Origin of the sequence: Pseudothermotoga thermarum DSM 5069 (assembly GCF_000217815.1) — a bacterium.
Classification (GTDB): Bacteria; Thermotogota; Thermotogae; order Thermotogales; family DSM-5069; genus Pseudothermotoga; species Pseudothermotoga thermarum.
In genome coordinates, this window is record NC_015707.1 from 1813289 (window position 1) to 1827678 (window position 14390).

The 14390-nt window shown below is 39.6% G+C and carries 14 protein-coding genes, 2 tRNA genes and 1 pseudogene; 15 read left to right on the forward strand and 2 right to left on the reverse strand.

Features of this window, described 5'->3' with window-relative positions; all coding sequences use genetic code 11:
• Positions 1–7: 7 nt before the first annotated feature.
• From THETH_RS08995 to THETH_RS09010, 4 genes are all read left to right on the forward strand, one after another.
• The gene (locus tag THETH_RS08995) at positions 8–979 is read left to right on the forward strand and encodes an ABC transporter ATP-binding protein (RefSeq protein WP_013933040.1); all 972 of its coding nucleotides are present in this window, start codon (positions 8–10) and stop codon (positions 977–979) included.
• Complete coding sequence (locus THETH_RS09000) at positions 958–1911, forward strand: ABC transporter ATP-binding protein (RefSeq protein WP_013933041.1); 954 nt, start codon at positions 958–960, stop codon at positions 1909–1911. The genes THETH_RS08995 and THETH_RS09000 overlap by 22 nt, the downstream gene beginning before the upstream one ends.
• A gap of 81 nt (positions 1912–1992) precedes the next feature.
• Positions 1993–2087, forward strand: a tRNA-Ser gene (locus tag THETH_RS09005).
• A 4-nt stretch (positions 2088–2091) separates the two neighbouring features.
• Positions 2092–2168 (forward strand) — tRNA-Arg (locus tag THETH_RS09010).
• Between the two features lie 51 nt (positions 2169–2219).
• On the opposite strand, the pseudogene THETH_RS11115 reads toward THETH_RS09010, so the two are convergent.
• Positions 2220–2996 (reverse strand): annotated as a pseudogene (locus THETH_RS11115) (Ppx/GppA phosphatase family protein); the annotation flags it as partial.
• Positions 2997–3112: 116 nt separating this feature from the next.
• Here THETH_RS11115 and THETH_RS09020 point away from each other — a divergent pair.
• From THETH_RS09020 to THETH_RS09070, 11 genes are read left to right on the forward strand one after another with little or no spacing between them, the layout of a single operon-like run.
• Complete coding sequence (locus THETH_RS09020) at positions 3113–4036, forward strand: magnesium transporter (protein ID WP_013933043.1); 924 nt, start codon at positions 3113–3115, stop codon at positions 4034–4036.
• 2 nt (positions 4037–4038) lie between these two features.
• Positions 4039–6090, forward strand: coding sequence for a flagellar hook-length control protein FliK (locus THETH_RS09025; protein WP_013933044.1), 2052 nt, complete (start codon positions 4039–4041; stop codon positions 6088–6090).
• Positions 6071–6730, forward strand: coding sequence for a flagellar hook assembly protein FlgD (locus tag THETH_RS09030; protein ID WP_013933045.1), 660 nt, complete (start codon positions 6071–6073; stop codon positions 6728–6730). The genes THETH_RS09025 and THETH_RS09030 overlap by 20 nt, the downstream gene beginning before the upstream one ends.
• 6 nt (positions 6731–6736) lie before the next feature.
• Positions 6737–8608: a flagellar hook protein FlgE gene (locus THETH_RS09035; RefSeq protein ID WP_013933046.1), complete on the forward strand. Its 1872-nt coding sequence runs from the start codon at positions 6737–6739 to the stop codon at positions 8606–8608.
• Positions 8609–8616: 8 nt separating this feature from the next.
• Positions 8617–8832, forward strand: coding sequence for a flagellar FlbD family protein (locus THETH_RS09040; RefSeq protein ID WP_013933047.1), 216 nt, complete (start codon positions 8617–8619; stop codon positions 8830–8832).
• Positions 8833–8844: 12 nt separating this feature from the next.
• Positions 8845–9633: a motility protein A gene (locus THETH_RS09045; RefSeq protein ID WP_013933048.1), complete on the forward strand. Its 789-nt coding sequence runs from the start codon at positions 8845–8847 to the stop codon at positions 9631–9633.
• Positions 9633–10502 (forward strand): flagellar motor protein MotB, encoded by an 870-nt coding sequence (locus tag THETH_RS09050; protein ID WP_013933049.1) that lies wholly within the window; start codon positions 9633–9635, stop codon positions 10500–10502. Before THETH_RS09045 ends, THETH_RS09050 begins: the two co-directional genes overlap by 1 nt.
• A gap of 8 nt (positions 10503–10510) precedes the next feature.
• On the forward strand, positions 10511–11020 hold the full coding sequence (locus tag THETH_RS09055) for a flagellar basal body-associated FliL family protein (protein ID WP_013933050.1): 510 nt from the start codon (positions 10511–10513) through the stop codon (positions 11018–11020).
• Positions 11021–11030: 10 nt separating this feature from the next.
• Positions 11031–12029 carry a flagellar motor switch protein FliM gene (gene fliM, locus THETH_RS09060; RefSeq protein WP_013933051.1) on the forward strand — a complete coding sequence of 333 codons (999 nt, stop codon included), beginning with the start codon at positions 11031–11033 and terminating at the stop codon, positions 12027–12029.
• A complete protein-coding gene (gene fliN, locus THETH_RS09065) occupies positions 12016–13035 on the forward strand; it encodes a flagellar motor switch protein FliN (protein ID WP_013933052.1) in 1020 nt (339 codons plus the stop codon). The genes fliM and fliN overlap by 14 nt, the downstream gene beginning before the upstream one ends.
• Positions 13032–13628 carry a hypothetical protein gene (locus THETH_RS09070; protein WP_013933053.1) on the forward strand — a complete coding sequence of 199 codons (597 nt, stop codon included), beginning with the start codon at positions 13032–13034 and terminating at the stop codon, positions 13626–13628. The genes fliN and THETH_RS09070 overlap by 4 nt, the downstream gene beginning before the upstream one ends.
• Positions 13629–13631: 3 nt before the next feature.
• Here the strand turns inward: THETH_RS09070 and THETH_RS09075 are convergent, their stop codons facing one another.
• Complete coding sequence (locus tag THETH_RS09075) at positions 13632–14378, reverse strand: MBL fold metallo-hydrolase (protein ID WP_013933054.1); 747 nt, start codon at positions 14376–14378, stop codon at positions 13632–13634.
• Positions 14379–14390 lie beyond the last annotated feature (12 nt).

The window sequence follows — 14390 nt, forward strand, 5'->3', positions numbered from 1 at the left end:
TGATGAAATGTTCAACAAAGTGTTACTCGAAGTTCGAAATTTGGATGCGGGATATTTTAAGGGGAAAAAGTTTTATCATGCAGTTCGTGATTGTTCCTTTAAACTTTACAAAAATGATTTTTTAGGAATAGCAGGTGAGTCCGGTTGTGGTAAATCGACTCTGGCTTTAGCCATATTAAGGCTTCTTAAACCGCCAGGAAAAGTAATATCAGGACAGGTGATATTCGACGGAGTAGATTTATTTGAATTATCCGAAGAAGAATTAAGACAAAAAAGATGGGGCGAGTTCTCGCTTGTTACACAAAGTTCTATGAATTCCCTTAATCCTGTACTTAAAATCAAAGATCAACTTCTTGATGTTTACCTTGAACACAGCAAGGAGAAAGACTTGGAAAAGGCAAATAAAAGGTTGTTTGAAGTTATGAGATTGGTGAACATAGATCCAAAATTTTTAAATTCCTATCCACACCAGCTTTCAGGTGGTATGCGTCAAAGAGTTGTAATAGCGATGGCTTTACTTTTTGCACCAAAATTGATAGTGCTGGATGAACCGACAACAGCTCTGGATGTTATCGTTCAAAGATCAATAATCGAAGAATTTCAAGAACTTTTTGAGAAGATTGGATTTTCGGCTATACTAATAACTCACGATATATCTCTTCTTTTCGAAATCACAAAACATATTGCAATAATGTACGCCGGAGAAATAGTTGAATATGGTCAATCGCGAGAAGTTTTTGATGACCCTAAACATCCTTATACAAAAGCTCTTTTGCAGGCTATTCCAAGTATTTCTGGAGAATTAAAAGAGTACAAGAGCATACCTGGTAGACCACCGGATTTATCGAAGGAAATAGTCGGTTGTTCTTTTGTAGACAGATGCGAATATGCCTTTGAAAGGTGTGAAAAATTACATCCTCAGGTGACTTTGGTTTCGGAAAGTGGTAGGTGGGTTAGATGCCATCTATACTCGAAGTAAAAGGACTTAAAAAGACTTTCACCATACGCAAAGGATTTAAGACATTCAAAGTGAAAGTACTTAGAGGTGTGGATTTAACTCTTTCGGAAAGAGAGATAGTTTCAATAGTTGGCGAAAGCGGTTCCGGTAAAACTACCCTTTTAAGAGTAATTGGACGCCTGTACAGTGAAGATGAAGGAGAAATAGTTTTATTTGGATCATCTTTACCAAAGAAATTCAAAAGGAAAGAAGAGCTGGATTTTAGAAGAAAGGTTCAAATAGTTTTCCAAGATCCTTTTTCATCTTTGAACCCTGTCAAAAAGGTTAAATACATATTGGAAAGGCCTCTTAAAATTTACGGGATAAAAGAAGAAAGGGAAATTCTAAGAAGAATCGAAGAAGCTTTGCAAGATGTTGAGCTCCTTCCACCAGAACTTTTTTTAAACAAGTATCCACATGAACTTTCCGGCGGGCAAAGACAAAGAGTAGCGTTTGCCCGCTCGATAATCACAAGGCCAAAAATAATTCTTGCTGACGAGCCGACCTCTATGCTGGATGTTTCTATAAAATCAAGTATCTTAAATCTCATACTCAAACTCCGGGAAGAACACGGAATAGCCTTCATTCATGTAACGCACGATTTAGCTTCAGCAAGGTACATTTCGGACAAAATAATGGTTATGTATGCCGGAATGGTTTTGGAAGAGGGTGATGCAAAAGAGCTAGTTAGCAATCCTTTACATCCGTACACTCAGTTGTTGTTGAAAGCATTTCCAGATCCGAAATCACCAAGAAGTAAAATTGGAAATCTTGGTGAACCACCAAGTTTGATAGAGCCTCCGCCCGGTTGTCCGTTTGAACCAAGGTGTAAATATAGGCAAGAAAGATGTAAGAACTATGTTGAGTTGAAAAAATTCTCCAACAGGTTAATAAGATGTATTTTGTACGAATAAAAAGTATTCTAGTATTCTTTTGTTTTTTCTCTTGATTTTTTGGCTTGGTGTATTATAATGAAAATTGGTTTGGATGAAAGTGGAGAGGTGGCCGAGTGGTCGAAGGCGCTTGCCTGCTAAGCAAGTGTGGAGGGTATTTTCCTCCACCGAGGGTTCGAATCCCTCCCTCTCCGCCAGCTCGTGCCCGTAGCTCAGCTGGATAGAGCGCCAGACTGCGGATCTGGAGGTCGGGAGTTCAAATCTCCCCGGGCACGCCAAGGTTGCGTTAGTCTTCCTGTTTTTTCTAGCATTCTTGCCACCGCATGTCTGTACCCTTTTGTTGAAACGATAACTTCTTTTGAAAGTTCGCATATTACGAAAGCCACGACTAAACCTGCGACCAACGTTCTTTCTCTTCCTTGTGGAATAATCTGCATACTCTTTATTTCTTCAAGACTTTTGTTTTTCACCTTTTCAAAAACATTCAAAACATCCTTTTGTGTGATGGTTTCTCCATCCAAGCTTTTTAAGTCCCAACGTCCTTTCTTAAAAGCCGCAATTGCCACAAACGAGCCACCGACTGTGTAAACTTTTCCAAGGTCTTGAGAGATTTGTTCTTTCACATAAAATACGGCTTTCTCAAAATCTTTTGCCCCCGGCAAGGTTAGATCAAAGAGACTGTTCAAAACATGTGTTCCAAGCGGATAACTTTTGAAGGTATTTTTTCTTACTATTTCTAGACTTCCCCCACCAAGGTCAACCACCGTTATATCCATCTCAAAATTTGGGTCTATCGACATGTATGAGTACATGGCTTCCTCTTCTTCTGAAAGGATATAACCGATTATACCAAACTCTTTGACCAAGGAATGGAAGAAGTCTGGATTTTCCCTAAAAACCGATGTTCCGAAAGCATAAGTTGGGCATGAAAAATTCGATTCATTCAAAGCTTTTGAAAGCGTTTGCTTTGCGATTTCGAAAGCTTTTTCTTGGTCTTTCATGAGTGATTTCAATCCAACTTCATAGACTTTTTCAAACAAAACTTTTTCTCCATCCAAGACCAATACTATAAAGGAATTCGAACCAAGATCTAACACTCTAATCATCGTTTCATCACCAGGAAAATTATACAAATCACAGTCTAGGATAAACCAAGCTTACCGTTGAAAAATTATTCAGGAGGAATAGGACTCTGGCTGAGCAAAAGGAAAAAAGAAGAGGCTTGAAAGGATTTTTCAAAGCATTTTTGATAGCCTTGTTCATAGGTTTTACGATATTGGTCTACGGTTATTTCATCTTTGAATACAACAGGTTGAAGGGCATAAACGTCCAACCTTTTGAAGGTTGGAGAAGTTATATTTCATATCTGCTTTCGAACACTCCATACGTTAATCGTTTTGTCAAATATGAGCCTTTGAAAATCTTGACCGTTGGACAATACTTTGAAGAAAGCGCCCAAGCCACACTTGAAAGAGTCCAACAGCTTTTGGCTGAAATAAATGCCAAATCACAGCAACTGGTTTTGGATTTTCAAACTTTGGAACTTTCAAGAAAAGCTGTTTTGGAACTCAGAAAATCTTGGGAAGAGAAAAATTTAGAGCTTGATATTTTGCTTCAAAGGCTGAGAATGCCTGAGGACATAAAGAAGATAAGCGAAACACTTAAAGAAGCTGATCCGGCAAATATAGCAAACGTTTTGGCGAGCGAGAATCTTTCAGCTACTTCTATAGCAACGGCACTGTTAGCACTTGATGCAGCAACAAGATCAGACATCATCGCTGAGCTTGGAAGAATTGACCCAGCCAAAGCAGCGGATGTTATCAACGAAATTGGAAGTGTTGAAAAAATTGTAAACGATTTGACCACACTCAGCGCAAACCTTGAAAAGAAAAGGCAACAGCTTGTAAGGCAGGAATCTGCTTTGATAGAGGCAGAAATTTTGAAAAAGTTGTTTTCTGAAGTTCTTAGAAACATGAGCGACGAGCAAATTCTTAAGATGATCGACACCCTTTCTTTGGACGAAACATCGGTCATGGTTATATTCTCACAACTTCCTGTTGAAAGAATCAAAGAGCTTTTAAAGCAGATACGCGATCAAAAACCTGAGCTGTTTGAAAAACTCGTTGTAAAGGGTGTGAGCTTGTGAACATGAACATTTTTGTAAAAGTTGCGGACCTTCAAAAAACTGAAAATCACGTTCAAGATACGACTTCAAAGTCGAAAAAACTTCCTTTTCATGTGGTGCTAGAGCTAGTTAAAGCCAAATTTTCAGCAAACGGGCAACAGGTTGCCTTTCAAAAGCTTTCAGTTTTAGACGAGCAACCTGCTCAGCAAAAAAAGACATTGCATAACGAACAGGATCAACTGTTGACAACAGATTTTGCAAAAACGCAAGTTGAAAAGTTGAGCAAAGACGACAAGCAAAATCAAATACCTTTAAAGTCTCAAAATGAATCTTTCAAAAAAGTCTCAAGTTTACCATTGACAGCTGATCTCAAGTCTGGCATCCAAAAGGTGGACAAACAAGCCGTTTTAAACGAAAAGCAAGAGCAACCATCTTCAAAACCCCAAATTAGCTCTTTCGAAAAAATTTCGAGTCAATCTTCGCCAACTGAACGCAAACTCGACATTCAAAAGGTGGACGGGCAGTTTGTTCAACAGAGCGATTCGTTGAATCACCTTGAAGACACAGTCCAAATTGTTGAAGACAAAAAAGGCAACTTCAAATTGATTCAAACAAACCAAGACATGGCCGTACAAAAAACACCAGAAAAGAAGGAGGTTCAACTGACCAAGGAAATTGCCTTTGAAAACAACTTGAACCAAAAAGATTCAAACACCTTTGTTGCCCATCTTTTGGCTCGTCAAGAAGTTGTAAATTCAAGCCAAAATCAAGTGAACATCAAAGTTGAGAAAAACCAACAAGCAAAGCCATCAGGTGAAGAAACTTTGAAATCTTTGAACGCTTTTGTCAAAGTTCAAGCACATGAACAAAAACCAATAAGTGAGCATTCAAAACTTTCGGTGCAGGGACAAACTTTACTTTCAAATGAACACAAAAACATTTCTGACAAAAAGCAGGAAAATGCGATCTTTGAGGACGCATCAACCAATTTGCAGAAAAATTCTGTTCAAAACTTTCAAGAATTCGTTTTGCCTGTGAAGGAAACTTTGAACGATAAAATTTCTTCAAGTATTTTTGATAAGCATCAAAATAACCTTGTCAGTGAAAAAGTACAGAGTAACCTGCAAAGATCGTCAAAGAAAGAACCAGATACATTGACTTCATCGTTGAAAAATGCTGTGGAAACCAGCAAGATTGAGCTTACGGTTGTCGATCAAGCGAAAGTTGTTGAAATAGGTTCAAGAAATCTTCAAGCTTCAAGGATGGTGGAAAACCGCAAAGAAGTAAAAGTTACAGCCAACGAAAGTGCGTCGACTGAAAAACTGACAATAACCATAAAACAGGTTCAGATTGTTCTAAGAAATCTGGCTAAAGGTGTTGAAGAATACAAAAGCGAGTTTTCCCAGTACAGAAACTTGAAGAAAAAGATCCCGCAGAATTTGAAAGTATCAGAACCGATAAAGATAGAAAATCTGAAATTTGAAATAGCAAGAGACCTTAAGAAAGACAAACCAACGGTTGAGGAGAAACCAATCTATTCAAAACTTGAACAAACTCAGAAAACCAAAGAACTAGCGGATGCAAAAATTGGAAAAAAGGTTTATGAAAACGAGCAAACCATTGTTGAAGTTCGTCAGCTTCCAAGAACTTTGGAGACCATCGTGGCAAAAGTTGAACAGCAGCAAAAAGTCGACAACCTTACCACAATAGTTGAAACGATAAGGCAGATGAACAACGCATCGATCGAGAAAGCCTTTGTGGATCTCAGTCCACCGTCCCTTGGACGGCTTGAGATACAAATTGTAAAACAAGGTGAAACCTTAAACATTGTTTTCAAAGTTGCAAGCGATGAAGCAAAAGAGCTTTTGGAAAAAAGTTCGAAAGATCTTCTCTCAAGACTTTCAGCTGTTGGGTTCAAGGTGGAATCAATTGAAGTTAAAACAACTCCAAAGTTTGAGCAAGAACAACCTTTGCACGATAGAGAGCAAAATCAACAACACGAACAACACCATCACCAAAGACAAAGAAAATGGCAAGAAAGTGAGGTGATGAGCGATGATAAACGCGATAAGTAATCAAATGTACTTTCCAACTCAAACGACTAGAAAACCTAGTAACACACTGGATAAGGATGCGTTCCTGTTGCTTTTGATAACCCAACTTAAAAACCAAAACCCGCTTGAGCCGATGGACAACAAAGATTTCATAGCCCAACTTGCACAGTTTTCAACGCTTGAACAGATAACCAACATGACGAAATCCATTGAAAAATTCTTAACACTTCAACAAGGAGCTCTTCAGGCGCAGGCAGCCTCTCTGATAGGCAAGTACGCTGTCGTTCAATCAGATGAAATAACGGTGAGCAACGGCGTTGCTGAAAGTATAATCTTTGAACTTGACGAAAGCGCACCAGTAGTTGTTAGAATTTACGATTCAAATGGAAAACTTATCAAAGAAGTGACAAGTAATGTTCTTGAAAAGGGAACCCACGCGTTCCAGTGGGATGGAAGAGATAGCACAGGCTTACCTGTAGCCGATGGAACTTACAAATACGCCGTTTACAAGATCAATTCCGATGGTTCAGAGACAATTATAAGTGGTGTGGATGGTGGAAAAATTGAATCGGTGAAGTTTAAGAACAACCAGATTTACGTTTACATCAATGGTAAAGAATATCCGCTCGCATCGGTTGTCGAGATTGCTCAGGAGGGGTGAACTGGTATGATGCGCTCGATGTTCAGTGGTGTTTCGGGAATGAGAAACTTTCAATACGCACTTGATGTTGTGAGTAACAATATTTCAAATGTCAACACCGTTGGATTTAAAGGCTCAAGGGTGACATTTCAAACGGCACTTTCCCAAACTTTGAAAGCTGCAAGAAGTCCACAGAACAACGTTGGTGGAACAAATCCGATTCAAATAGGACTTGGTTCTCAGCTTGCCACAGTTGACAAAATCATGACACAAGGATCATTTGAAAACACTGGAAGAACCCTTGACCTTGCCATTCAGGGTGACGGATTTTTTGTGATATCCAACGGTACTCAGTACTTTTACACAAGATCTGGTGCATTTGACGTTGACACAAACGGAACGCTTATACACTCTTCAACAGGTTTGAAAGTGCAAGGTTGGAGAGCAGTTCAAGATCCAACGACAGGAAAAAGGTATGTTGACACAAACCAACCGATAGGTGATATCGTGATAGGTGCGGGTTTGACAATGCCAGCTAGAGCAACAACTGCAGCAGCTTTGGCTGGTAATTTGCAGTCAAATGTTGGACCGCTACCGTTTTCTATGACGGTTACCGATAGCTCCACAAACACGAACTACACGGTTAGGTTTACTTTCGAAAAAACAAGCGCTGATTTTGTGAGACAAAACGGTCCATTCGGAAGTACACAAAGCTATACGTGGGAGCTCAGAAACGAACAGAATCAACTCACAGAAGTTGGATTCATTGAATTCAACGAGTTTGGTAGGGTCGTAAGGTCGGGAACAGCTTTCAAAGTGACACCAGCCAGCGCTGGACAGATTGATGAAGGTGATTTTACGTCGAGCTTTGAGGATGGAAATTATTATGTCATAATCAAAAATTCTGATGGCGAGATCATTTACGAAGGTCTAACAACAGTAACAGGAGGTAATTTCACAATCTCAGATCCTGATATCCTTAACACAGAAGAATACTTTGTCATCTTTGGTAACGAAAGTGCGGGAGATGAAATCACCATCGCTGGGGATGCTACGATTTCAATCCCCACCGCAGGTGAGCCAAGGTTTTATGAATCGGATAATCCATCCAACATGACTGTACTTCAATATCAAAGCCCAAAGTACATTACGTCTGTTCAAGTTTACGATTCACTCGGAAATCCATACACGCTGTATCTTGAACTTACAAGAATCGGCCAGTTTGGTGATATGAAAAACGCTTGGCTTTGGAGAGCTTACACGGCAAGTGGCGAGCCAATAACTTACATTGATGCAAGTAATAATACAGGTTATGTCGGAGGAATCATAAACTTTAACGAATCTGGCAGACTTCAAAGTTTGTATGGAGTAAAATGGGATGGATCAAATTTAACCTTGGGAAACGTTGAACTTCGCACAATTCAGTTTAACGCTAATCATATGGGTGATAGTGTTGTAACCATCAATCTTGATTTTACGGCTTTGACTCAGTTTGCAGGTTCAAGTTCTGCATCTTTTGTTTATCAAAACGGTAATCCGCTTGGCTATCTTCAGTCTTTTGCGATCAACGAAAATGGTGAAATAATAGGAACTTTCAGCAATGGTTTGACGGATATTCTTGGACAAGTTGCACTTGCCATTTTCAACAACCCGGCTGGTTTGACTGAGGTTGGAAACTCTTTGTACACTGTATCGGCAAACAGTGGCTTACATTTGATAGGTGCGGCTGGAACTGGTGGCAGAGGAACTTTGATACCAGGTGCTTTGGAGATGTCCAACGTCGATTTGGCTGAGGAATTTGCAAGAATGATAATAGCTCAACGTGGCTTTCAAGCGAACGCAAGAGTTATAACAACGGCTGATACAATTCTTGGAGAAGTAGTTGCGTTGAGGAGGTAATTTGAAGTATGATTTGGCTTACCAACCTTCGTGGTAAGCCCTTTGTGCTGAATGCTGAAATGATAGAAACAATCGAAGCTTTGCCGGATACAACTATCACACTTTTTAACGGAAGAAAGTACATAGTTCGCGAAACTGTCGAAGAGGTTATTTCAAAGGTGATAGAATACAAAAGACAGGCATATCCTGTTCTTGATATCTTGAAATATCTTCCAAGACAGTAGGCAGGTGGTTCCATGGATATTTCAACAGTGTTAGGAGTTCTAATGGCTTTTGGAATGATACTGTTTGGGATCATTTCAAACAGAGCTTCCTTAGGGATCTACTACAACTTGCCATCTTTGTTCATAACAGTTGGTGGTGCTATAGCTTCGACGATAGCTTCGCACCCACGTGAAAAGAGCTTCAAGATATTCAAAATTATGATGTCGACTTTCAAAGAGTTAAAAGTTGACAATATAGGCCTTATAAGAACTCTTGTTTCTTTCTCGGAAAAAGCAAGAAGGGAAGGTTTGCTTTCTTTGGAAGAACATTTGAATGAAATAGAAGATCCATTCATGAAAAAAGCTTTACAACTAGTAATAGACGGAACCGATCCAGATCTTTTGAAGAACATGATGGAAACTGAGATGGATTTAATCGAGGAAGATTTTGCAGCCGAGAAAGCCTTGCTTGATTCAGCAGGAGCTTTTGCACCTGCCTACGGAATGATAGGAACCTTGATAGGTCTAATAGCAATGCTGAAAACCCTTAACAATCCAGAAACCCTTGGGCCAGGAATGTCCGTTGCTTTGATAACCACCTTTTATGGTTCGCTTCTTTCAAACGCGGTGTTCTTACCGATGGCTGAAAAAATAGGAAGAAGGGCCGCAAAGATATTGAGGCAAAAGCAAATGATTCTTGAAGGAGTTTTGTCAATTCAAGCAGGAGAAAATCCAAGGGTTTTGGAAGAAAAGTTGAAATCGTTTTTAACAAATGAGGAAAAACAGGCTTATGAATTGGCTATTCAGGAGGCACGTACTTAATGCCAAGAAAAAAGAAGGCCATGGAAGCACCTAAAGCAAATTGGTTGACAACTTATTCGGACATGGTGACGCTGCTTTTGACGTTTTTTGTGCTTTTATTTGCGATGTCAACGATAAGCCCTGGTAAGTTTCAACAAATCGTAGTTGGTTTAAGGACAGCATTGACCGGTATGCCACCAAGTGTTTTAACTGGTGGCAAATCAATGGCTGAGGAACCGCTTGTTACTTCTAGAAGAGGAGTTTACGAAGAATTGATGAGGATAGCCGAGGAATACAAGGGAAAAATAACGATAGAAGAACGTGATGAAGGAACAGTTATCATAATGAAGGACATGGCTTTTTTCGTTCCTGGAAGCGCGATTTTAACGGTTGAAGCCAAAGAACTTTTAGGAAAAATAGGAAGAATAATTATTGAACATACTACAAATGTCTTGCAGGTATACGGTTATGCGGATGATCAACCGCTTCCACCTGATTCAATATATGCCTCAAACTGGCATTTGAGTGCTGCAAGGGCTGCAAGTGTTGTACAATTTTTTACAGAGGAGTTAAAGCGGCGTAGAACGGTGGAAAGATTAGCTGACATTAGGGCTGGTAGGTTTGACCCAGAGTACTTTTACGATCCAAAAAGGTTTGTTCCAATAGGAATGGGAGATTGGGCGATAAAAAATGAAATAGAGGCATTTAGAAAATCGATTGAACTTGAAAAGCAAACTTTGGCCGATAAATTATCCAGAAACGAAATAACTTACAGTCAATACGTCAGCGAAGTGAACAAACTCGATAGACAATTCGATGAAAAACTTCGTGAACTTAGGGCTTTGTACAGAAGAATAGATATTCTTATAAAACGTGAAAAGGCAAAGTAGGTGATAGCATGCCTGATGAAGTTCAACAGGAAAAGAAAAAAGGTGGTTTGGGATCTATTTTGGGGATGATAATCATCCCGGCAGTAGTTGCCTTTGGAGCAACTTTTGCTGTCTTGTTTGTGCTTGGAAGCAACGTTTTGCCATCAAAGAAAACCGACCAACAGTTAACACCTGTTCCTGTTGAAATAAAAGCTGTGATTATCCAACCTGGTACTTATCAAACCTTTATGTTAAAGGGTGGGAAAGAAGTTGCGGTGATAGATTCACTTACAGTTACAGTTGCAAGTGATGCATGTCGAGCAACGATAGCTGAACGCCACGATCGAATAATGGATGGTTTGATGCTTATATTTTTGAGCAAAGAAAGGTCAGAGCTAAACACTGTCGCTGGCATTGAACTTTTGAAAAAGCAAATAAGATCGATGATCAATGAGGTTACTGGATTTACGGGAGATCGCGAAAGACTTGGAGTCATTGGTGTTTATCTTTACATAAAAGCCATCAGTTCTGTTGAATAGGGGTGATGGCGTGTCTGATATCTTGAGCCAAGAGGAAATAGATAGACTTTTGCAAGCCGTCGCATCTGGACAAATATCTGTTGAGGAAATAAAGAAAGAGGAAGAGAAGAAAAAAGTAAAGCTGTACGACTTTAAGCGCCCAAGCAAGTTCTCAAAAGAACACATCAGAGTTTTTGATATGATTCATGAAAACTTTGCCAGGGCTTTGTCGACGTACTTGTCAGGGCGTGTGCGTACTTTTGCAAATGTCACCCTTGCTTCAATAGATCAGGTACCTTATGAAGAGTTTGTAAGGTCTTTGCCAAGCCCATCGTTCATCGTTGTCTTCTCTGCACCTGAGTTTGTCGGAAGTGGAGTTTTTGAGATGAATTTAGAGCTATTTTACACCATTCTTGATTTGATTTTGGGTGGACCAGGAATTCCAGCAGTCAAGAGAACCCCTTCGGACATAGAGATATCCATCATGAGAAAAGAAGTTATGAACATGCTCACAACGTTGGCGCAAGCGTGGAGTGAAATATATAACTTTTCCCCTTCAATAGAGAGTATAGAAAACAACCCGTTGTTCGTTCAGATCGCGCCGGCGACAGAGATGGTTTTGCTTGTTTCTTTGGTTACAACTGTTGGTAAAACAGAGGGATTCATAAACATTTGTTGGCCATCTTCTTTGGTTGAGCCATTTTTGGATAAGTTGACATCCAGAATGTGGTTTGCAGCTAAAAGGCCAGAGAAGGTCGGGGAGTTTTCAAAAGAACTGAAATCCAACGTTATGAACATGAAAGTAACTGTTTCTGCTGTTTTGGGGCAAGCCATTTTAAACGTTGGAGAAATCTTAGACCTTGAAGTTGGAGATGTTATAAGGTTGGATACGCACGTTGGCGATGACATAACAGTTTATGTGCAGGATAAACCAAAGTTCACTGCACAACCTGGTGTGTACAAAGATCGTAAGGCTGTGAAAATAACTGGCTTGATCAGCCAGGAGGTGGAATTCCATGAACAGCAGTGATTTTTTAAGCCAAGAAGAACTCGATGCGCTTTTGAAAAGTTTATCGGGTGAGTTGAGTGATGAAGATGTTAATAGCGTCAAAGAGGTTTTGAATATATTCATGGGAGCGGCTAGTTCGGCTTTGTCAGTCATTGTAGGAAGGGATGTTTCTTTTTCCATTGATAATGTTTTTCAAAAACCGCTTGAAGATTTTCTAAAGGAACTTACAGATGAAATGGTTATAGCCGAGATAAAATTGGCAGAAGGTATAAAAGGAGATTTTGCCACTTTGATTCCCGTAAGCCTTGGGATAAAGATTGCCAACATGATGATGGGAGGTTTAGAAGAACCTGCGGTTGGTGAGTTGGATGAAATTAGACTGAGTGCTTTGCAGGAGACTTTCAACCAAATAGTCAGTGCCGGTGTTACAGAACTTTCAACCAAAACTAAAAAGAAGATAAGCGTTGAGAGCATAAAACTTTCGATCGTTAAAAAACAAGAGCAGGCAAAGCTTACCTTCAATCCGGCTGAGATTCTAACCATCGCTTCCGGTGGATTGACCATAAATGGTTCAAAGTCTTCTTATTTTGTCCTTGCGCCGTTTTTGTTCTTCAAGAACATTTACAACACCATTCATGCAAAGGCTGAGGAGAAAAAACCAAAGCAGGAAGAAAAAGTTAAGGTTCAGCCTGTTCAATTTCAAAGCTTTGAAGAACCAAAACAAAAAGTTGTTGCTGAACCATCAGAACTTCAAAGTAAACTCGAGCTGCTTTACGATGTCCCACTGAAGGTTGTCGTAGAACTTGGAAGAGCCAGGCTCACTTTAAAGCAGGTTTTGGAGTTGGGAGTTGGCTCTTTGATAGAACTTGACAAATTAACGGGAGAACCCGTTGATATACTTGTCAACGGAAGGCTTATAGCTCGAGGAGAAGTAGTTGTTATCGATGAAAGTTTTGGTGTTAGAATAACTGAAATAGTCAGTCCAAAGCAAAGATTGTATTCGATAAGGGAGACAAACGGGCTTTGAAGCTTCAAACTTTTTTGTTGCTTTTGTTGTGTAGCACAGTTTTGCTATCAAATCCTATATTGGACTTTACTGAGAAAGTCGCTGGAGTAAAAGATTTTGCAGTTACTTTGAAAATCGACGCGCAAGTTTTTCAGAACGGTACACGTTATACCCTTAATTTTCTAGTGGATCTTGTGGTTAGAAACCACGAGGATTTCTACTTGGAAATCAAAAATCCTGTGGAACTATTTGGTCTGAAATTTTGGTACTATGGCAGGCCAAGGAGGCTTTATTTTGAATCGTTGGATTACGCTGGTATGGAAAACATTGAACTGCCGATATCGAACTTTGTATCTTTGTTTGAACTGCTTTTCAAAATGCTTCAAACACCCCTTACCGTTTTGAAAATCGAAGAGAATTGTGTTACGGTTAAACCTGCTAGCACTTTTACGGCGCAGGCAAAAGAACCTGTTGTTCTCAAGTTGTTTTTTCAAAAAGGTTTGATAAAGCAGATCGTTATAACTCCGGAAAACAACCAAGAGGAATTCGTGAGGCTGACCTTCGAAGATCTCAAACTGGGAGTCGTTGTGGATCGGTTCTTTCGAACAAGGTGATGCTCATTTTACCCTTTGTTTGAGTAAGTTGTCTATCGCCCAAGAAAAGAGTTCTGGGAATTTTCTTTTTTCAAAATTTGGATCATTCAAAAGATCTTTGTAAGTGATCTTGCCTTCTATCATTCTCAATATCTTCAGAAGGTATTTTTTCATTTCTTCAATGCAACTCTCGCCTGACACTGGTCCATGACCAGGAACAACGTATTGAATCTTGTACTTCTTCAAAGATTCAAGAACTTGCAGCCATTGATTCAGATCGCTGTCTGGCACTATTTCTGCGTGCAGATTGTTGAAAATCAAATCCCCTGCTATTAACAGTTTTTGTGATGGAACATAAACAATGGATGAATCTGGAGTATGACCACCAACTAGTTTTACCAGCACGCGTTTATCCATCCATTCTTCAACGAAGGTTACTTGTGGAACGACGATTTTTTCAATCTTTGGCAGATTTTCTAAGTAATGCTGATCCATCAGTGTCATATTGTTTGCAGTTTGAGCTGAAGAAATTATTTGAAGATCTTCAAATGCTGCGTTACCAAAGCAATGATCAGGATGATAGTGCGTGTTGACAACGTAGAGTATGGGTTTTTTTATCGTGTTTTCAACAAACTGCCTTATTTTCGATGCCTTTTCCGGAAAAAGCGATGTGTCAACAATTATTATTCCTTCTTGAAAGATGACTATCGTCACATTGGAGGACGCATCTAAGCCTATTACAATTATGTTGTCGTTGATTTTCTGTATCATCCCAACCTTCTC